At 66.9% G+C, this 18,153-nt stretch carries 20 protein-coding genes; 9 read left to right on the forward strand and 11 right to left on the reverse strand.

Annotated features, from left to right (window positions below):
- Positions 1-14: 14 nt before the first annotated feature.
- Together IE231_RS06210 and IE231_RS06215 are read right to left on the reverse strand one after the other, a co-directional pair.
- Positions 15-578, reverse strand: coding sequence for a mycothiol transferase (locus IE231_RS06210; protein ID WP_189693077.1), 564 nt, complete (start codon positions 576-578; stop codon positions 15-17).
- 69 nt (positions 579-647) lie between these two features.
- Entirely contained in the window at positions 648-1,283 is a 636-nt protein-coding gene (locus IE231_RS06215; protein WP_189693078.1) for a response regulator transcription factor, read from the reverse strand.
- Between the two features lie 151 nt (positions 1,284-1,434).
- Between IE231_RS06215 and IE231_RS06220 the strand changes: the two genes are divergently transcribed.
- The 4 genes from IE231_RS06220 to IE231_RS06235 all read left to right on the forward strand — a co-directional run bounded on the left by IE231_RS06220 (position 1,435) and on the right by IE231_RS06235 (position 3,148).
- Positions 1,435-1,713: an STAS domain-containing protein gene (locus IE231_RS06220; protein WP_189693079.1), complete on the forward strand. Its 279-nt coding sequence runs from the start codon at positions 1,435-1,437 to the stop codon at positions 1,711-1,713.
- Positions 1,713-1,991: a hypothetical protein gene (locus IE231_RS06225; protein ID WP_189693080.1), complete on the forward strand. Its 279-nt coding sequence runs from the start codon at positions 1,713-1,715 to the stop codon at positions 1,989-1,991. The genes IE231_RS06220 and IE231_RS06225 overlap by 1 nt, the downstream gene beginning before the upstream one ends.
- Positions 1,991-2,704 carry a sigma-70 family RNA polymerase sigma factor gene (locus IE231_RS06230; RefSeq protein ID WP_189693081.1) on the forward strand — a complete coding sequence of 238 codons (714 nt, stop codon included), beginning with the start codon at positions 1,991-1,993 and terminating at the stop codon, positions 2,702-2,704. The genes IE231_RS06225 and IE231_RS06230 overlap by 1 nt, the downstream gene beginning before the upstream one ends.
- Before the next feature lie 93 nt (positions 2,705-2,797).
- The gene (locus tag IE231_RS06235) at positions 2,798-3,148 is read left to right on the forward strand and encodes a holo-ACP synthase (RefSeq protein ID WP_189693082.1); all 351 of its coding nucleotides are present in this window, start codon (positions 2,798-2,800) and stop codon (positions 3,146-3,148) included.
- Positions 3,149-3,192: 44 nt separating this feature from the next.
- On the opposite strand, the gene IE231_RS06240 is transcribed toward IE231_RS06235, so the two are convergent.
- A complete protein-coding gene (locus tag IE231_RS06240) occupies positions 3,193-3,549 on the reverse strand; it encodes a hypothetical protein (RefSeq protein WP_189693083.1) in 357 nt (118 codons plus the stop codon).
- Positions 3,550-3,767: 218 nt separating this feature from the next.
- Here IE231_RS06240 and IE231_RS06245 point away from each other — a divergent pair, with 218 nt between their 5' ends.
- Entirely contained in the window at positions 3,768-5,294 is a 1,527-nt protein-coding gene (locus tag IE231_RS06245) for a bifunctional ADP-dependent NAD(P)H-hydrate dehydratase/NAD(P)H-hydrate epimerase (protein ID WP_189693084.1), read from the forward strand.
- 53 nt (positions 5,295-5,347) lie between these two features.
- Here IE231_RS06245 and IE231_RS06250 read toward each other — a convergent pair whose 3' ends face one another.
- From IE231_RS06250 to IE231_RS06260, 3 genes are all read right to left on the reverse strand, one after another.
- Positions 5,348-5,869 carry a hypothetical protein gene (locus IE231_RS06250; protein WP_189693324.1) on the reverse strand — a complete coding sequence of 174 codons (522 nt, stop codon included), beginning with the start codon at positions 5,867-5,869 and terminating at the stop codon, positions 5,348-5,350.
- A gap of 230 nt (positions 5,870-6,099) precedes the next feature.
- Entirely contained in the window at positions 6,100-6,468 is a 369-nt protein-coding gene (locus IE231_RS06255; RefSeq protein WP_189693085.1) for a DUF3467 domain-containing protein, read from the reverse strand.
- A gap of 25 nt (positions 6,469-6,493) precedes the next feature.
- The gene (locus IE231_RS06260) at positions 6,494-7,543 is read right to left on the reverse strand and encodes an FAD-dependent monooxygenase (protein ID WP_189693086.1); all 1,050 of its coding nucleotides are present in this window, start codon (positions 7,541-7,543) and stop codon (positions 6,494-6,496) included.
- A gap of 54 nt (positions 7,544-7,597) precedes the next feature.
- On the opposite strand from IE231_RS06260, the gene IE231_RS06265 reads away from it, so the two are divergent.
- On the forward strand, positions 7,598-8,155 hold the full coding sequence (locus IE231_RS06265; protein WP_189693087.1) for a TetR/AcrR family transcriptional regulator: 558 nt from the start codon (positions 7,598-7,600) through the stop codon (positions 8,153-8,155).
- Here the strand turns inward: IE231_RS06265 and IE231_RS06270 are convergent.
- From IE231_RS06270 to IE231_RS06285, 4 genes are all read right to left on the reverse strand, one after another.
- A complete protein-coding gene (locus IE231_RS06270; RefSeq protein WP_189693088.1) occupies positions 8,139-9,224 on the reverse strand; it encodes a glycosyltransferase family 4 protein in 1,086 nt (361 codons plus the stop codon). The two genes, IE231_RS06265 and IE231_RS06270, sit on opposite strands and share 17 nt — an antisense overlap.
- The gene (gene galE / locus IE231_RS06275; RefSeq protein WP_189693089.1) at positions 9,221-10,234 is read right to left on the reverse strand and encodes a UDP-glucose 4-epimerase GalE; all 1,014 of its coding nucleotides are present in this window, start codon (positions 10,232-10,234) and stop codon (positions 9,221-9,223) included. The genes IE231_RS06270 and galE overlap by 4 nt, the downstream gene beginning before the upstream one ends.
- Positions 10,234-11,616: a sugar transferase gene (locus IE231_RS06280; protein ID WP_229866538.1), complete on the reverse strand. Its 1,383-nt coding sequence runs from the start codon at positions 11,614-11,616 to the stop codon at positions 10,234-10,236. Before IE231_RS06280 ends, galE begins: the two co-directional genes overlap by 1 nt.
- 198 nt (positions 11,617-11,814) lie before the next feature.
- A complete protein-coding gene (locus IE231_RS06285) occupies positions 11,815-12,786 on the reverse strand; it encodes a hypothetical protein (RefSeq protein WP_189693091.1) in 972 nt (323 codons plus the stop codon).
- Between the two features lie 144 nt (positions 12,787-12,930).
- On the opposite strand from IE231_RS06285, the gene IE231_RS06290 reads away from it, so the two are divergent.
- Positions 12,931-13,785 (forward strand): glycosyltransferase, encoded by an 855-nt coding sequence (locus tag IE231_RS06290; RefSeq protein ID WP_189693092.1) that lies wholly within the window; start codon positions 12,931-12,933, stop codon positions 13,783-13,785.
- Here the strand turns inward: IE231_RS06290 and IE231_RS06295 are convergent.
- Positions 13,782-14,882: a glycosyltransferase gene (locus IE231_RS06295; RefSeq protein ID WP_189693093.1), complete on the reverse strand. Its 1,101-nt coding sequence runs from the start codon at positions 14,880-14,882 to the stop codon at positions 13,782-13,784. The genes IE231_RS06290 and IE231_RS06295 overlap by 4 nt on opposite strands.
- 117 nt (positions 14,883-14,999) lie before the next feature.
- On the opposite strand from IE231_RS06295, the gene IE231_RS06300 reads away from it, so the two are divergent.
- Together IE231_RS06300 and IE231_RS06305 are read left to right on the forward strand one after the other, a co-directional pair.
- The gene (locus tag IE231_RS06300) at positions 15,000-16,106 is read left to right on the forward strand and encodes a glycosyltransferase family 4 protein (protein ID WP_189693094.1); all 1,107 of its coding nucleotides are present in this window, start codon (positions 15,000-15,002) and stop codon (positions 16,104-16,106) included.
- Positions 16,107-16,180: 74 nt separating this feature from the next.
- On the forward strand, positions 16,181-17,962 hold the full coding sequence (locus IE231_RS06305; protein WP_189693095.1) for an ABC transporter ATP-binding protein: 1,782 nt from the start codon (positions 16,181-16,183) through the stop codon (positions 17,960-17,962).
- Positions 17,963-18,153 lie beyond the last annotated feature (191 nt).

An 18,153-nucleotide genomic window follows, 5' to 3' on the forward strand; every position in this document is an offset into this window, starting at 1 on the left:
CCTTTCGTCCGGATTCAGTCCAGCACGAGGCCGCGCACGTAGGCGGCCTGACCCACGTGCTGCGTGGTGTCGTTGAGGATGCTCATGAGGCGGACCCCGGCCGTGACGGGCGGGGTCCAGCGGAGATCGACGGTGCGGCGCAGGTCGGCGTCGCTCAGAGCGCCCACCACCTCGGCGGTGCGGGACTGCACCGCCTCGTGGTAACCGCGCAGCGTCTCGGGGTTCGTTGCGGGGAAGGCACCCACCTCCTCTGAGGACTGGCCGTAGCCCGTGGCCCACTCGCCGTAGGGAAGGCCGAAGCGCTCCCGCCAATCGGCCCACACTTGGCCCGGCGGCACCTCCCGGGTGCCCTTGGCGGGAGGGTCGTTGCCCTCGAGGACGTGGGCGAGGGCGGCGATGTGGTCGTCCTGAACCCGTGTCAGGTGCCACACCAGCCACGCGATGTGGTTGGCGTGTGGGCCCGGCCGCTCCAGCAGCTGTTCGGGCGAAAGGCCCAGCAGCGCGTGCTCCACGGACTCCCGCACGCGCTCGAACCCGTCGAGGAGGAGCTGGACGGACCCGTTCGGATCGTGGTTCATGGCGCCCAGCCTATGCCCGGGATGCCCTGGTCGGGCAGGAAGTGGCCGGAGGCAAAGGTCGGGAGCCCCTCAGACGGGGTTCCGGATGCGCTCCCGATCCGGCTGGAAGCCGTGCGCCACGCCCCAGAGGATCGCATTGACCCGGTTGGTCACGCCGATGCGGCGGTAGCAGCTTCGGATGTAGGTCTTCACTGAGTTGATGGACAGGAGCGTACGCTCGGCGATCTCGCTGTTGCTCATCCCCTGGGTGATGAGGGCCAGGACCTCGGCCTCGCGCTGCGTGAGGCCTTCCTCCCTTCCGGGCCAGTCCCCGCCGACAACCGTCGTGGTGCCCTTGGGCAGGTCCGTGGGGGGGAGCTCGCCGCGGTGGACTGCCTGCAGGGAATCCACGAGCTGGCGCGCGGGCAGCGCTTTGGAGAGGTACGCGGAGGCACCGTTGGCGATGGCCGCAGCGACCAGCTCCGGTCCGGTGTTCCAGGAGTAGACAACGACCTTGCCGGCGAGCGGATTGCGGCTCAGGGTCCGGACCTCGAGCTGGTCCCCTTGGGTGGCGGCGAAGGTGTCGTAGAGCGTGATGTCCACGGGCTGCGCCACCGGCCTGTTCACGTCGACCTCGACGATCTCGATTTCGTCCCGGTATGCGCGGAGCATGGCCGCGACACCGCGTGCCACCACCTCGTAGTCGTTCACCAGTGCCACGCGCATGGAGTAATCTTCCCACCCTCGCCGGTGCTCGAGAACACACCCCTAGGGGTGAAGACACGTCGCCCCCCGTGTCCCTACCGTAAAGGATGCCCCGAGAAGCGTTGAAGACGAGCACGTCCTGGGCCGTGCGACACCCACAGGAGGCCAGACGATGAGTATCGACTTTGTGGGCAGCGCCCGCCGCGCCCCTGAGATCATGCGGCTGACCGGACGGATCGATGCCACCACGGGAAACGCCGTCCTGCACCTCCTGCTTGAGGTGCTTGAGCCGGACAGAGTGCTGGTCGTGGATCTCTCGGGAGTGGACGGAATGGATGACGCCGGCAGGGAGATCCTCGCCACGGTACGCCGTCAGGCCATTGTCCTGGGGGGAGAGCTTCACCTGATCGGCACTGACGGCCATCCGCTCGTGGGCGGGGGCGCCCCCTGATGCCCGCTGTGTTCGGGGTCGAAGAGGCCCGCCTTCCCCGCAGTCCGATGGAGGCGCCGCAACAGGTCATCGTGCGCGACCCCGGCCTCGAGATCCACGGGTATGCAGTCGCCGCCGACGGCGCATGGATCACCGTGGTCTGGATGGTCGCCTCGGGCCGGTGCCGCCAGCGCAGGGTTGCGTCCGAGGACGTGTACCTGCCGAGCGAGGCGCATCCGTGGCGTGGCCTCGCCATGCGGCCCGAGAAGCTCCGAGAGGTCCACAGAGGCACGCCGTGATGCCCCGCCCCCTTGCGGAGGACTCCGGCCCCTCGATGACCGCCGGCAAGCTCGTCATCGAGTACCTCGGACTCGCGGACGCCCTCGCGAGGCGGTACCGCTCGTCGCGTCACGACCCCGAGGACCTGCGTCAGGTGGCCAGGCTCGGTCTGCTGAAGGCCGCCCGACGGTACCAGCAGCCGCTCGGGCACGGGTTCGCGCAGTACGCTGTGCCCACAATCACGGGCGAACTCAAGCGCTACATCAGGGACCAGTCGTGGGTGGTGCGGCCGCCACGGTCCCTCCAGGAACTCCGGATGCGTCTCAATGCCCTCCGCCAGCAGCTCGCCCAGGAACTCGGGCATGAGCCTACGGCGGCCGAGCTGGCGCCCGCGGCCGGGGTGACCGCCAGTGAGGTCCTCGAGGCTGAGGCAACGGCGTCTTCCATGGTGGGCCGACCCCTCGACGGCGGCGAGGCGGATGAGTCCGACCGGCGTCCTGTCGGCGAGCGGCTCGGACGGGATGACCCGGGCTTCGAGCAGGTCGACGACGCGTGCTCGCTTGCCGGGGCGCTCGCCGGGATCACCGAGGCCGAGAGGCTGCTGCTCCGTCTGCGGTTCGCGGAGGAGATGACCCAGGAGCAGATCGCGCGTGAGCTCGGGGTCAGCCAGATGCAGGTCTCGCGGCTGCTGCGCCGGCTGATCACCCGGCTCCGCGAGCGGATGCGCGCGTGAGTGCCGCGGCTGGGATCGTCGGGCAGAGGCTGGGATCGTCGGGCAGAGGCTGGGATCGTCGGGCAGAGGCTGCGGCCCAGATAGAGTGTCGCCATGGCTATCATCGGCATCGGCGTGGACGTCGTGGACATTGACCGGTTCGAGCGTCAGCTGGAGCGCACGCCGGGGCTGCGCGACCGGCTGTTCGTCCCCGCGGAGCGAGAGCTCCACGTCCGCTCCCTCGCCGCTCGCTTCGCCGCCAAGGAGGCGGTGGCGAAGGTGCTCGGCGCTCCGGCCGGCATGAACTGGCAGGACTGCTGGATCGGCCTCGGCTCGCTGGGTCCCGAAATCCAGGTCAAGGGCACTGTGCTCGCCGTGGCCCGGGACCGCGGGGTGAAGGCGTGGCACCTGAGCATGAGCCACGACGGCGGCATTGCCACCGCCATGGTGGTAGCGGAAGGCTGAACTCGCGACGGCCAGGGCCCCAGCGGGCGCCGAGCGGACGTCGGTCAGACGGGGAGCTCGGCGGAATGCTTGGGGGCGCGGCGGGGAAGGGCCGGTTCGGGCTCGGCTGTGGCCTGGACGGCGAGGGCGCGAAGGGCTTCGAGGTCTGTCGGGGGCGTGTCCTGCGCTGCCGTGGCGCGGGCGGCGGTTGCCGCCTCCACCAGGGGCGCGTGGGCCGCGGCGATCCGGTGTGCGTGGGCTTTCACGGACGGCGAGGGAAGGGTGTCCACGTGCCGCGCGGAACCCACGACGGTGATTCCGAAGACGAGCCCGAAGATGCCGACGGCGGTCCACACGAGTACTGACGCGTCCAGTGTGCCCCCGGAGCCCACGAGCGCGACCACCACGAATGCCGCGGTCACTAGCGCGGCTGGTACCCAACGAGCTTTCACTTTGCCCCCAAAGCGGTCCTGAGCCTGTGCCCCCATGGAACAGGCGGCTGTGCTGCGGAAACTCCGGGCGAACGGTGATAGTGGCAGCTTCGCCAGTTTATCCGCACAGGCGTGCAGGAAAAGGCCGATTCGGCACTTCACACGATCTGTAGGGTCCGTGACTTCCACAGATCGGTAGACTCCGGCACATGGTCTCCGCGTACACCGGCTCCCAGGTCCGCGCGGCCGAGAGGCCGCTCCTCGACCGCGGCGAGGGTGCTGCCCTCATGGCCCGCGCCGCGCACGGTCTCGCCCTCGCCGTACTGCGCGAGCTCGAGCGCACGGGCGCCGTGTACGGAAGGCGCGTGGCCGGCGTCGTGGGCAAGGGCAACAACGGCGGCGACGCTCTCTTCGCGCTTGCGGAGATCGCGCGGCGGGGCGTGCGCACGACGGCGGTGCTCACCGGCGGTACCGCCCATCCGGACGGGCTCGCGGCGTTCACCGCTGCGGGGGGCCGCGTCACCGAGGAGCTTGAGCCGGCGGATGTGGTGATCGACGCCGTGCTCGGCACCGGGTTCGCCGGGGAGTTCCGGCCGCCCCTCCCTCGCCCCGCGGCCACTGTGGTGGCCTGCGACCTCCCCTCGGGAGTCGACGCGGACACTGGCACCGCGGGCGCGGCCGTGTGGCGAGCGGATGTGACGGTGACCTTCGGTGCACTCAAGACGGGGCTGCTCGTGGGCCGCGGACGCGAGCTTTCCGGCACGGTTGAGGTGGTGGACATCGGCCTCGGCCCACACCTCCCCGAGCCGGATGTGCGCTCCCTCGATGACGCCGCCGCCGCCGCGCTGCTGCCGAGGCCCCGCGATGACTGGCAGAAGTACTCGCGGGGCGTCCTGGGCCTCGTTGCCGGCTCGCCCGACTTCCCGGGTGCCGCCGTCCTCTCTGCCGCGGGGGCGTTGGCCACAGGGGTGGGGATGGTCCGGATCGTGGCGCCCGATGAGGTGCGGAACCTCGTGCTCGCGGCGCACCCTGAGGTGGTCGGCTCCCTGGAGCCGCGAGGCCGTGTGCAGGCATGGGCGGTTGGGCCCGGAATCGCGGACGACGGCGGCCAGCGGCGCGCGCTCGGAGTGGCCCTCGGGTCCGGGCTCCCCACGGTGGTGGATGCCTCGGGGCTCGAGGCGCTGGGTGAATTCCTCGCGGCGGACCCCCGCTCGCGGGGTTCGGCCGCGGAGCCCCGGCTCGGTGAGGTCCTGGCCCGGATCGCCGAGGAGGGAACGGTGGCGGGGGAGCACCTCGTGCTCACGCCCCACGCCGGCGAGCTCGAGTCGCTGCTCGCCAACTTCAACTCTGCCTCGGACGCGCCGAGCCGGGACTCGATCGAGTCCCAACCGCTGCATTGGGCTCGCGAAGCCGCGCGCCGGATCGGCGTGACGGTCCTGCTCAAGGGGCCTGCGACGGTCTGCGCTGCCCCGGACGGCACGGCGTACGTGCAGGGCTCCGGGCATCCCTATCTGGCCACCGCGGGCAGCGGCGACACGCTCACCGGGATCCTCGGAGCGCTCCTCGCCACGGGAACTCACGCGGGTGGCCACGGGAGCGCGCGGCCGGTGGAGCTCGCGGCGCTCGCCGCATGCATCCATCAGCGGGCGGGCCGGCTGGCGGCCAAAGGTGGACCGTACGGTGCGGGGGAGTTGGCGCAGGCGGTGCGGGAGGCGGTGGCCCTCTTCGCCGCCTAGGAACGCAAGAGGGCCAGCCACCGCATGGTGGCCGGCCCTCCCTCGTACGCTGATCAGGCGTTCATGTTCGCCGAGTTGGCGAAGCCGTTCTGGTCGGCGACTGCGGTCAGCTGGCTGCCGGTCGGCATCGAAATGGTGCCCTTGGGGAAGACGATGTCCAGGTAGGACTGCTTCAGGCGCTCCACATGGACGGTGATCGTGGCGACGGTCGCGCTGGAGAAGACAATCGTGTAGCTGCCGTCCGGCGCGTTGTAGGTGTACGGAAAGGTGCCCGTCGGAGAAACGAAGGTGGCACCCTTGCTCGCCGTTACGGTGAACGTCTGGCCCGGCTCAAGCCCCTTGTTGTTGCTGAAGACCTGGATCTCCAGCACATTGTCCCCGTTCTTATTGAAGAGCCCGGTTCCGGTGTCGTACGGCTGCGGCGGGTTCCACGCGAGTCGGTTGGCGTTGCCGCCGCCGCCCGACGCTGCTGCCATAGGGGCAGCAGCAGCGGCTGCGATGACGGGTGCGGACCACGCGGCGACCTTGGTGACGGCGCGGCGGGACGGCATGTTCGTGGTTCGAGTCTCGGTCACGAGTATGTCCTTTCCAGATGCGAATCGGTTCAGGGTCTGGAAAGGACTCTGGAAGCTCCCCCACACCTCGCCCTAACCGCTGGCTGACGCGGGCGGTTGCCTGCGCGCAGTCGACGTTCAAGTCAAGCTTTCGGGTTCACCTTATAGGGTGTGATGGAAACCGCCAAATGTTCCGCGCCACATGTTCGTCACGCATCGTTGCCTTCCATGAGGGGAGGCGTGGGATGGCATCAGCTGGGGCCGTCGACGCCCTCGTCGTCGATGCGGATCTGCCTCCCCTCGGAGTCGAAGAGGGGCTTCGCCGGGCCCTTGCGGCCGGTCTCCTGCTCCCAGATTCCAAGCTGCCGGGTGAGTGCGGCGGCGAGCTCGAAGACCTGCTCCGGGGGGATGCGGATCCGGCTCACCACCCGTCCGGGGATGAGCTCTGCGGGACTGCCGTCCGGGCCCTCTCCCGGTTGGGCCGGCTGGGTGAGCGCCACGAAATCGAGCACGAACACATTGGGCGTATGCCACAGGTTCGCGAAGTCGGCGAAGCGCCCCTCGACGTTCTCGGGCGGCAGGTCGATCTGGAAGACCTTAGGCAGGTCGGGCTCGGTCATGAGCCCATCATTGCCGCTACGCGCGCTATCGCGAAGGACTGACGGGGGACCGTCGCCAAGCGGCGAGTTTCCCGGCCGCGGTCACGAGGCCGTCGCGGAGCCACGGGTGCCGCTGCTGGTTGGAGAGGCGGTTCATGAGGCGGGATCCGGCCACGGCGCGCTGGGATGGGCGACGGCGCGCGGCGTCGTACCGCTGCAGGCCTTCCGCAGCGTCCTGGGCGGCGAGGAGTGCGTCGGCGAGTGCGAGCCCATCGACGAGCGCCTCGCAGCCGCCTCGGCCCAAGTGCGGCGCCATCGCGTGGGCGGCGTCGCCCACGAGCACGAGGTTCCCGGAGACGTAGCTCGCGAGCCGGGGCAGGTCCTCGATGCGCCGACGGTCGATCGCCCCGGGCGTGAGCGACTCCAGGACCTCCTGCACTCCCGGGTGCCAGTCCCGATAGAGCGCGCGCAGCACTGCGAGCGGGTCATCGTCGCGGCTTCCGGCGAGTTCACTGCGGACCCCGGCATACCAGTTGGAACCGCCGCCGGGGAACGGGGCGCGGCCGAAGATGAGGCCGCGTCCCCACGTTTCTGACTGACCCGCCGACGGGATGGGCGCCACGCCCCGGAAGGCCACCACGCCGGCGTCCCTGAGGCGCGCACCCGGGAAGGACGCTGCGCGCAGTGCCGAGTGCACGCCGTCGGCCGCCACAACAACGTCCGCGGAGGGAAGATCCGCTGGTGAGGGGACCGGAGCATCCCAGTGGACCGTGCCGTACGGGATGCCGGCCAGGAGCGTTTCGAGGAGGTCCATCCTGCCCACGCCGATGCTTCCCTCGGGAAGCGTGAGGCTGGCGAGGACGCGGCCGTCGGGTCGGAGGAGCTCACCCGAGGTGATGCTGACGGTCGGCAGTGCGGTTGCGCCGAGCCTCGCGAGCGCGGCGTGCGCCGTTGGCCAGACTCCCAGGAGTGTCCCGGCCGTGGACAGCGCGGCGTTGCGCTCCCGGACTTCGACCTCCCAGCCTCCCGCCAGGAGCGCGCGGGCTGCGGCCAAGCCAGAAATCCCGGCGCCGACGATGACTGCTGTGCCCTTCATGTGGCCACGGTACTATTTTTGTAGTGTCCTGCCACTACTTCTATAGTGGTGGCTGTGTCGACGCGGGAGAAGGTGCTTGAGGCAGCGGTCGGGCTGCTCGGGACGCAGGGGCTGAGGTCACTCACGCACGCCCGGGTGGATGAAGCCGCGGCGGTGCCCAAAGGGTCTGCGTCGAACTACTTCCGCACGCGCGCGGCGCTCGTAGGCGGCGTCGTCGAGTGGATCGTGGAGCAGGAGATCGGCGGCCAAGGCGAGCCCGGTGCGCTGCCGGACACCGTTGACGGGTTCGCTGGTCTCCTCGCCGGTATGGTCGATCAGCTCACCGGGCCCTTCCGCGTCCGCACGACCGCGCGGTACGTGCTGTTCCTCGAGGGCGCGCACGACGACGACGTGCAGGGTCCGCTGCTGGCGGGACGTGCCCGGTTCCGGGCGCTCGCCGAAGCTGGGATGGCGGCTTTGGGTGCGGCCGACCCGGCCGTCGCAGCAACTGCGGTCATGGCGGTGTGCGAGGGGCTGATCATGCACCGGATCGCTGTGGACCCGGGTGCGGAGGTCCACAGGGCTATCGACGGGGTGGTGCGGGCGTTCGCGGGTATCAGCCCGCCGAGGTGATCAGGGCGCCGATCTCGGTCCACATGCGGCGGAAGTTGAAATGCTCGACGACGGCCCTCCGCGCGTTCGCGCCGACCCTCTCTCGCAGCGCTGGATCGGACTGCGCGCGTTCGATGACTCGGGCAATCCCTTCTGGATCATGAAGGGGCATCGCAAGAGCGGTCACACCGTCTTCGAAATATTGGTTCATCGCCTTGGTTGAGGTAACTGCAACGCAAGCACCACAGCCTGACGCCTCCAGCAGCACCGACTGCCCTGTGGGATAGGCCAGGTCGTGCGTCGGGACCACAACAAGGTCTGCAGCGCGCAGGTTGTCCCGATGGGCCACGATGTCCACGGGAGAATGGAGCGTGACATTCGCGGGGAGATTGCGAGCGATGCGGCCGGGTTGCGTGAAGATGTCGAACCGCGTCTGGGGCAGCAGCTCCGCCGCCCCGATCAGCGACTCGAAGTCCCTTCCCCGGTCGACTCCCGCCGAGAAAACCTGGAACCGACGTGCCGCCGTGGGGTCCGGAGAGTAGAACTCCGGATCGACCCCGAAATCAATGCTGTGGATCTTGTGTGCAGGAACACCCGTCTCCGCAAAGATCTCCTGCTGATTCGTGCTGAAGACCAGGAGGCCGTCAATGCCCTCGATGTCCCGCGCAATCCGTGCGCTGTCCTGACGATTCATGCCACGGAGTTCTTCTGCCCACCAACAGGAGACGGCCCACAAGGGGCGGCCAGCGTAAGGTGCGATACCCCGACGACGGAGTCGCGCAACGAATTGCGCCCGGCGCTCGAACATGGCCAGCACCGCGTCGGCGCGCCAGGCTTCTGGCATCGCGCGGACCGCCATATCGATATCAAGCCCCGACCGGTGCTCGATCACATCCCGTACCTTCCGATGGCCGCGGCCCTGCGCCGGAAGGACCGTCCTCAACTCGTAGCCAAGCTCGTCCAGAAGGTCCACGCGATATGGTCCGGGCACCCGGGGTGCGCCCGCCAGACGGCGTTTGCGCGAGAGGATGCCGTTGTGGTCGAAGAGTCCGAGGATCCGAGGATCGGTCGCATCGGCTCCGGTCCTCATCGCTCGTAGCCGTCCGGGTTCGCGCTCTGCCACCGCCAATGGTCCTCGATCATCTCGCGGAGGCTCCGGCCGGCGCGCCAGCCGAGCTCCGCCGCGGCCTTGTTTGCGTCGGCGTAGCTCACGGCCACGTCTCCTGCGCGCCGCGCGGCCATCCGGAACGGCACGGGATGGCCCGAGACGCTTTCATACATCCGGATGACGTCGAGCACGGAATAGCCGGTCCCAGTCCCGAGGTTCCACACGTCGACGCCCGTGTGGGCGGTGATCCAGTCGAGCGCGGCGACGTGGCCTTCCGCCAAATCCATGACGTGGAGGTAGTCGCGGATGCCTGTCCCGTCGGGAGTCGGGTAGTCGCCGCCGAAGACGCTCACTGCCTCGTGGCGCCCCACCGCGACCTGCCCCACGAACGGGACGAGGTTGTTCGGGGTGCCGGTGGGGTCCTCGCCGATCATGCCAGAAGGGTGCGCCCCGACGGGATTGAAGTACCGAAGGATCCCGATGCTCCACCGCGGGTCCGCCGCTGCGATGTCGCGCAGGAGATCCTCGATGACGAGCTTCGTGCGGCCATAGGGGTTCGTCACTGAGAGCGCGTGGTCTTCGCGGGTCGGCACGGTCTCGGTCACTCCGTAGACCGTGGCCGAGGACGAGAAGATGATCCTCCTGACGTCCGCAGCCTCCATGGCCTCGAGCAGTTGCAGTGTGCCGGTGACGTTGTTCGTCATGTATCTCAGCGGCTCGGTATTCGACTCGCCAACCGCTTTAAGCCCGGCGAAATGCACGACGGCGTCGGGCTGGCTTGCGTCCATCGCCTTCATGAGCGCTCGCGGATCCAAGAGGTCGCCCTCGATGACCGGGATGGCCGTGCGCGCGAGCTCGGATGTCCGACGGACGGCCTCTGCCGAGGAGTTCACGAAGTTGTCCAGCACCGTCACCTCGTGTCCGGCGGAGATGAGGGAGAGGCAGGTGTGGGTGCCGAGGTAGCCGGCGCCTCCGGTCACGAGGACACGCATCAGTAGGCTCCGCTCGAGAGCACGACGGCCCGGATCGTCTTGATGAGGATCATGAGGTCTTGGATCATCGACCAGTTCTCCACGTAGTAGAGATCGAGCCGCATAGAGTCCTCCCACGAGAGATCGGAGCGGCCGCTGACCTGCCACAGACCCGTGATGCCGGGCTTGACGAGAAGGCGGCGGTGTGCGAAGTCGTCATATCCGGCAACCTCGCCGGGCAGCGGCGGGCGGGGCCCTACGAGGCTCATGTCTCCTTTGAGGACGTTGAGCAGCTGCGGGAGTTCGTCGATGGAGTACCGCCGGATGAACCTGCCGAAGCGCGTGACCCTGGGGTCGTTCTTCATCTTGAAGAGAACCCCATTGCCGTCACTCGAGCCCTGAAGCTCGTCCAGGCGCGATTCGGCGTCTGCGGCCATGGAGCGGAACTTGAACATGTCGAACAGGTCCCCTGCTTTGCCGACTCTGGTCTGATGGAACAGCGCGGGTCCCCGGCTGTCGGCCTTGACGAGGAGGGCCACGACCACCATCGGCAACGCCAGCACCGCCAGGAGGATGGACGCCACGATGAGGTCGAAGCCACGCTTCCCAACGCCTTGGGCGCCCTCGAGCTTGGGGGTCGTCACGTGGATGAGCGGAAGGCCCGCCACTGGCTGCGTATGGATCCGGGGACCGGCGACGTCAGTCAACGCAGGCGCCATGATCATGGCGATGTCCTGGGAGGCCAACTGCCATCCGAGTTGGCGCAGGGTCTCCGTTGGGATGGCAGCACCGCCGGAGATCGCCACCGTGTCCACCTTGGTCTGGGTGATGGCTCGCAGGATCGCGTCGAGGGATGGGCCCGCACCGACCACCGGAAGCCGTTCGCCCCGTCGTCCGACGTCCGCACCGTCGTGGTCCGGTATGAACGCCGCGATGGGCCGGTATCCGGCCTCGGGGTGCCCGCCAAGCTGGCGGTTGAGGTGCTCGACGGAATCGGCCGATCCGATCAGCAGGACCCGCGAGAGCCTCCTGCCGGCCATGCGGTCGTGCACCAGCATGTTGCGCAGCACCCATCGTCCGAACAGCAGGGAGGCGATGCCCAGAGGAAGGGCGATGGCAACGTATCCCCGCGCGGTGTCGAGCTGGAAGACGTAGGAGACAACGGCCACGCCACCGAACAGCCAGAGTGACGCGGTGGTGACGCGCTTGTACTCGGCGGGCCCGTAGCCGAGGATTCGTGGGTCACGAGTCCCCCAGAGACCGAGCATTATCGCCCACGCGACGGCGAGTGCGGCGCCGACGATCGTGTACGGTGCCTGCTTGACCATGACGTCGAGGGTGGGGTCCTTGACCCCGAAGCGCAGGAATTGGGCGCCGGTGACGGCCCAGATGACGCATGCCACGTCGACGACTGCGAGGAGCGAGCGGTGCGACCACGGCCAGAGGGAGGTATTCCTGCGAGGGCGATGTCGCGGACGCTGGGCGTCGTGTACGCCGCTCCGCTGAAGTTCCATGCGCCCCCCATGCCTCACATCAAGGCATCGTGCTCACGTCCGTGGGATGCCGAAGCGGACCATGACCGCGGCCGCCGTAGCGTAAGACTACCGGATGTCCAAAGAACGCTCCGAGGGACGTTCGGCGGCCTCCGGGCGACGCGTCATCGTCCAGAAGCGTTCAATGAGGGGGTAGGCGCTGGAGTCGGTGAGGCGCTGGCCCCCCGGGTCGAGTACTCGAAGCTGAGTCCCGTAGTGTCCAACCCTGCGCATCTTGGCATCTTGATCGACGGGCAGGTGGATTTCCGAAGACTGCACGTCCAAGGTATTCCGTATTTCGGCCACAGCGTCGTCAGCAGGCAGTTCCCAGAGATAGGGCAGTTCCTCGTACAGGACCACATCGGCGCGTGGGTGTTCAAGGAGCCCCGGCAGCAGGACGTCTCGCACCCACACATGGTCCGGATGCGCCGGCGAGAGTGGAAGTGTGCCTCGACGCTTGCGCCAAAGGAACACTTGATGTGCGATCCAACGTCCGCCGAACCGGGCAGCGAGGGCGCGCAGGCGCAGGGACCGTCGATGGCTGGCTGGTGCATTCTGGGAGTCGTCGCCCGGACTCTGACTCTGCGACGCAACGATTCCTCCAGCGGGCGCAATCAGTCCAGCGGAGAGACCCGTTCCGGCAGGGAGGAGGACCATCGTGCGTTGTCCATCATGGCGGCCAATCCATGACCAGACCGCTTCCCGAAGGATCGATACGTCGTGGAATGGGCGCGGGGGCGCGGCAGCGTAGCCGATGTCGAGGAGATCGAGACGACCGGTCGAGACACCGTGGTGGGTCAGTGCCGCGTCGTCTTCTCTGAGACGCCCGCTCATTGCCCCATCCGAATCGGCGTACCCGCATGCCCTGTCGTAATCAGTCGAAACGGGGGCCGCGGGCCGCCCGGCGAACACCGTGAGAACCTCAACTGCCTCTTGATCGATGAGGCTCCAGCAGGAGAGGACTGCGTCGTCAAGATGAGGTGAGACGATCAGCATCGGAGTGTCTCGGCCAGGAGGGAACGTCGTGATGTTGGTGGCCATCTGTCGTCCGATCCATGGGGGTTGTGCGTTCAGAGCGGGCGCGTCGCGCCCACAGTAGGTGCGCGCAGGGAGTGCGGCGCGGCCATAGGATGGCTGATTGGCAGTTCTCGGAGCCGCCGCCATACCCTATAGCCAGGAGGACCCATGACGCACGTCTCGGTTGTCATACCGTGCTTCAATGCTGGTCCGATGCTGGTTGAATCGGTACGCAGCGCCTTGGCTCAGTCCTATGCGGATCTCGACGTGGTCATCGTCGACGATGGGTCGACTGATCAGGCCACAGAGGATGCGCTCGGCGACGTCGCCCGGTGGGACCGCGTGGCGGTCCACCGGCAGGCGAACGGCGGTCCGTCGGCGGCGTTGAATACAGCGATCCGGGCGGCGTCGGGCCCCTATATTCTGCCGTTGGGCGCCGACGACGTCATTGCGCCCGAGTACGTCGCGGAGGCGGTCCCTGTCCTCGATTCACGGCCAGAAGTGGGGCTTGTGTACTGTCGGGCCGAGTTCTTCGGCTCCATCTCCGGTCCGTGGCGCTTGGCCGAGTTCTCCTGGCCGCAGGTTCTCGTGCACAACATGATTTTCGTGACGAGCCTTTACCGCAAGAGCGACTGGGAATCCGCCGGAGGGTACGACGAGGGAATGCGTGGACGCGAGGACCACGACTTCATCCTGAGGATGCTCTCCCTTGGACTGGTTCCGCACCGTCTCGAGGGCGTCTACTTCTTCTACCGGCGAGGACACCATACGACGGTGAACGACGCTGTTGGGGCTGACAGGCGCATCCTGGTCGAGGCAAGCGCAAGGATGATGCGCAACAATCTTCCCCTGTACGGAGAACACGCCGAGGATCTGTTCACATATATCTTCCGACAGCAAGACGAAATCAACGACCTTCGATACCGTTACGCCTGGTTTGAACGAATTCGCGATCGCTACCCAGGAGTCCTCAAGACCGCGAGGAAGGCCAAATCCGGACTAAGAGGCCTGCTCGCCCGCTAGTCCACGCTCTCAAGGATGTGCCTCACCCGAGCGCTAGAGACATTCTCAAAGTCACTCCCATGCATATACGCGAGTCCAGCGTCTCGAGCGCTGGAGATTCGCTCAGGGTTCTCCAGAAGTTCGAACACAGCGCGCGAGAGTTCCGACGCCCCTTGAACCACCCACCCTGCCGCACTTCGGTCGACGAGTGGAGCGAGAGTTGAATTGGCAAACCCAAGAATGGGTGCGCCGCAGCCAAGTGCCTCAAAATAGGTGCAGGACGGATCGCCCTGCGGGTGGGGGAGGACCATGACGTCAACGTTCTCTCGCACATAGGACTTCCACTGGGTTTCGAAGTCGAGTACACCGAGGAATCTCGTGTTGGGGGGCGCAGCTTTTTCAAGGGAGCCGCGTTGCTCACCTTCGCCGAGAAAGACGATTTCCACAGGAGCGCGCCCGACCCCCAACTCCTGAGCCATCTGGAGAGCGTACTGAGGCCCCTTGATCGCGGTGAGTCGGCCAGAGAAGGCTACTCGAAGGGGGCGACTGCCATCCCAGACCGGAGACCCCTCCGTGGCGTCGAGGTCCTCCTGTGTGATCCTGTGGTCGTGGAAGAAGAACGGGTTTCGATTCTCGCGCGCGTAGGCGTCCCACGCGGCGAACCCATTGCACTGGAGGCCAGCCGCTCGCCGTGCTGACCGTCGAAACGACTTCTCCAGCCGGTGCGCTCCGACTCGGACGCGGGCGCGGTCCAAGGGTGAGGAGGTTCGAACCAGCTGCTGGGCGGTGCGTTCCGTGATCGAGTTCTCGCTTGTGAGGACAACTGGAAATCCCAGGCTGAACAGCGTATCGGAATCATGACGGTGGAGGGCGAGGACTGCGGAGGGCTTGAGGGCGGCGATGGCCCCCTTCACGTCCCGGGCGACCACAATCGTGTAGCCGTCCTTCTCGAAGGCGCCCTCTCCGACGCCGTCTTTCTCCGCGGCACGCACCACGGCTGTGATTCGTCCTGGCCAACTCGCTGCGTACTGGCGCAGTCCTGACTCCGTCTTCCCATCGAGGTGCAGGCCGCCTACACTCCCTGCCACGGTGCCTGGATGGAGGTAGACGAGGTGCACCCCGCCATCTTCGCATGCGCCTGCTACGGCTATGGTGTCTTCAGCGACTTCGCACCCGTCGTTGCATCCTGCCTGGCGCCCTCTCGTGGCAGTCAGTTCCGAATCTAGGAGGAGTCCTTGCGTCTGGCGTTCGTCTCACCCTGGCCGGTGGCACGCGCCAGCTCGTGGTCCGGCGTCGTACCCCACATGGTCCATGCGATCGGCGAGAGGGCCGTCGTTCAGGTCATTGAGACGGACACTATCGGCGCCGCCCCCGTCGATCGAATCCTTGCCGGGTCGATCGGACGCCTGACTGGGTCGACCTATCTCGTGGGACAGGCGGTACCGACGGCCCAGCGCCGTGGCCGACACCTAGCCCGCGCCTTGGAGGGCGCCCGCGCAGATGTCATTGTGGCAATCGCCGCGTCGCAGGACATTGCCTACCTGCCGGCCGGCACCCCGGTCATCCAGGTGACGGATGCGACCCCGGCGGCTATCGCGGGTCTCTACCCCATGTTCAGGGGCGTTCATGCGCTCTCGCGTTGGCAGGCTGACCATGTCGACCGCCGTGCCCGCAACCGTACGTATGCGTTCGCGGTCGCGAGCGAATGGGCCCGCAACTCGCTGATCAGCGATTATGGCGTCGAGGGCGATCGGGTATCTGTGATTCCCTTCGGGCCGGGCATTGTTCCCGGCACTAAAGCCCGCCCGCCGATGGACGGGCGTACCCTTCGCGTGCTGGTGGTCGCAAGTGACTGGGAGCGAAAGGGTGGAGACGCGGCAATCGAGGTCGCTCGGCGGGCGAGAGCAGCAGGCCTGCCTGTCGAGCTCACTGTCGTGGGAGAGCCCCCCAGGCCATTGCCAGACTGGATAGCGTCGGCGGGACGAGTGGCGCGGTCCGACATGTCCACGGTGTACTCGGCCCATGACGTGCTCCTTGAGCTCGCGGAGGCGAATGCGGGGGGAGTGACGATGACGGACGCGCACGCTCATGGGCTTCCGGTCATCGCGACCGCAACGGGAGGAACGGCATCTATCGTGGACGCCGGACGTTCCGGCTTCCTGGTTCCCCAGGGAACCGACGGGTTCGGGCCCGCGCTCGAAGCCCTCTCCGCGCTATCGCGGCCGCAAGTCTGGGAGGCATTCTCTTCGGCTGCTCGTAGCCGTCATGGATCCACCCTCAATTGGGATGTCTGGGCAGACCGAGTGATGTGCATGGCTCGGCGGGCCGCCCGTCTCGCCTGATACGATCTCGGTGGTCGGCCGTGACTCTCCTGTGGAGCCGGCCCCAGTTTCTGTATGAGGTAAGTGGGGGCGGCGTGATCGAAGACCTGAAGACAGTCAGGGTTCTCGTACACCGGCCTCTCCGTGGATGGGCCGTGTTCTCAGTGATTGGCTCACTCGCGATCGCGGGGCTCGACATGCTCGGCGTTGCCGCGATGCTGCCCCTGATGCAGGCGGTCACCGGTAGTTCGATGGATTCCGGATTTCTCGGCGCGGTCGCTGAGATGCTCGGAACGCGTGACGTCGAGACTGTCGTGATGGCGGTCGCCGGAATGGTAGCTGCAGCGTTCATCCTCAAGAGTGTCATGACGACTGCATTTCGCTGGTGGCAGCTGGGGATCACAACCAAGCTAGAAGCTGAGGCAAGCGAAGAACTCCTGCGGAGGTATGTGCGGGCTCCGTACTGGGCGCACCGGTCCCGAAAGCTGGCTGAGGTTCACCGAAATATCGCATCTGCTGTGCCGCAGACATTCTCGCAAGTGCTCCAGGGGCTCCTGAGTTGGGTCACGGATGCTCTGACGCTGGCCGCCCTTGTTGTTGTCCTTCTCCTCGTATCCCCACTGGCAACCGTGCTCGCAGGAGTCCTGTTTGTCGGCGCGGGGTGGGGTGTGCAGCGACTCCTCAGGCCACGATATGCGAAGGTGGGCGAGACAATCGCCCAGGCGGACCTTGACGCATGGAGTGCGCTGATGCCGGGTGTGAACGGCTTTCGCGAAGCTCGTCTGGCCGCCGCGAGCGAGATGTTCGTCAGGCGATTCGGTGTGGCAAAACACCGCAGAGCCGAGGCGTACCGTGAACTTTCCCTTATCTCCGAGCTGCCGAAGTACGTCCTGGAGGTCGTATTTGTCATTGGCATCGCCGGTGTGGCTGCGGTTCTCTTCGCAACTGGTGGCGCGGCGACGGCGGCCTCGGTCCTTGGCGTCTTTGCAGCGGGGTCCACGCGAATCTTGCCCACCATCAATCGGCTCGTGGCCACGACGGGTGGGATACGGGCCGGTGAAGTCGGGTTGAGAATCCTTGTTGCTGAAATCCGTCAGCTTGATGACAACGGTTCGTACGTGCCTGGGCCTCCCGTTCGCCATTTCGAGGGAGACATCACCCTAGAGGGCGTATCTTTCACGTTCCCCGACGCTGAGGAACCCGTGATCAGAGACGTGTCGGCGACCGTCACAGAGGGCCAGACGACAGCGTTTGTCGGGTCGAGCGGGGCGGGCAAGAGCACACTCCTCGACCTCATCCTCGGCCTCCTGGACCCGACACGGGGGTCCGTGCGGTGCGGCGGGATGGATATCCGAGATGATTTCGCTGCCTGGTACTCCCAGCTCGGCGTTGTGCCACAAGACGTCTTCCTCTTGGACGACACCCTGCTGGCGAACATTGCGTTTGGTGACGAAGCAGATGACGTCGACCGGGATCGACTTGCAGATGCCATCCGGCTCGCTCAACTGGGGGATTTCATAGCCGAACTTCCAGATGGGCTCGCGACGAGGCTCGGGGAGCGCGGCGTGCGTCTCTCGGGCGGGCAGCGCCAGCGCGTCGGAATCGCCCGAGCCCTGTACCGCCAACCCCGCATTCTCGTGCTTGATGAGGCTACATCGGCGCTCGACAACGCCACTGAGCATCGCATCACCGAGACCCTTGAGCGCTTGGCAGGCACCATGACCGTCATCGTGGTGGCACACCGGCTGTCGACAGTCCGCAATGCAGACAAGGTCATCTTCATCAGCGACGGCATGATTCAGGCTGAGGGGACATTCCATGAGGTAGAGGCACTCAGCCCTGAGTTTGCGCACCTGGTCGCCTTAGGCAAGCTGTGACGTCGTCAAACGTCGTCATGCTCGCGCCGGTGCTGCCGTGCAGGAACGCGGACAACGCAGGAACGCGGTATGTGCACGAAGTCGCCTCCTGGATGCGATCACGCACAGATCTAGTCGTGATCACGCCAGAGGGCCTGTCAGTGAGCCGTTCGCTCGCCAGCGGTGGTGTGCCGAAGCACATCATTCTCTCC

Source organism: Sinomonas cellulolyticus, from assembly GCF_014656475.1.
In the GTDB taxonomy this organism is placed as follows: Bacteria; Actinomycetota; Actinomycetes; order Actinomycetales; family Micrococcaceae; genus Sinomonas; species Sinomonas cellulolyticus.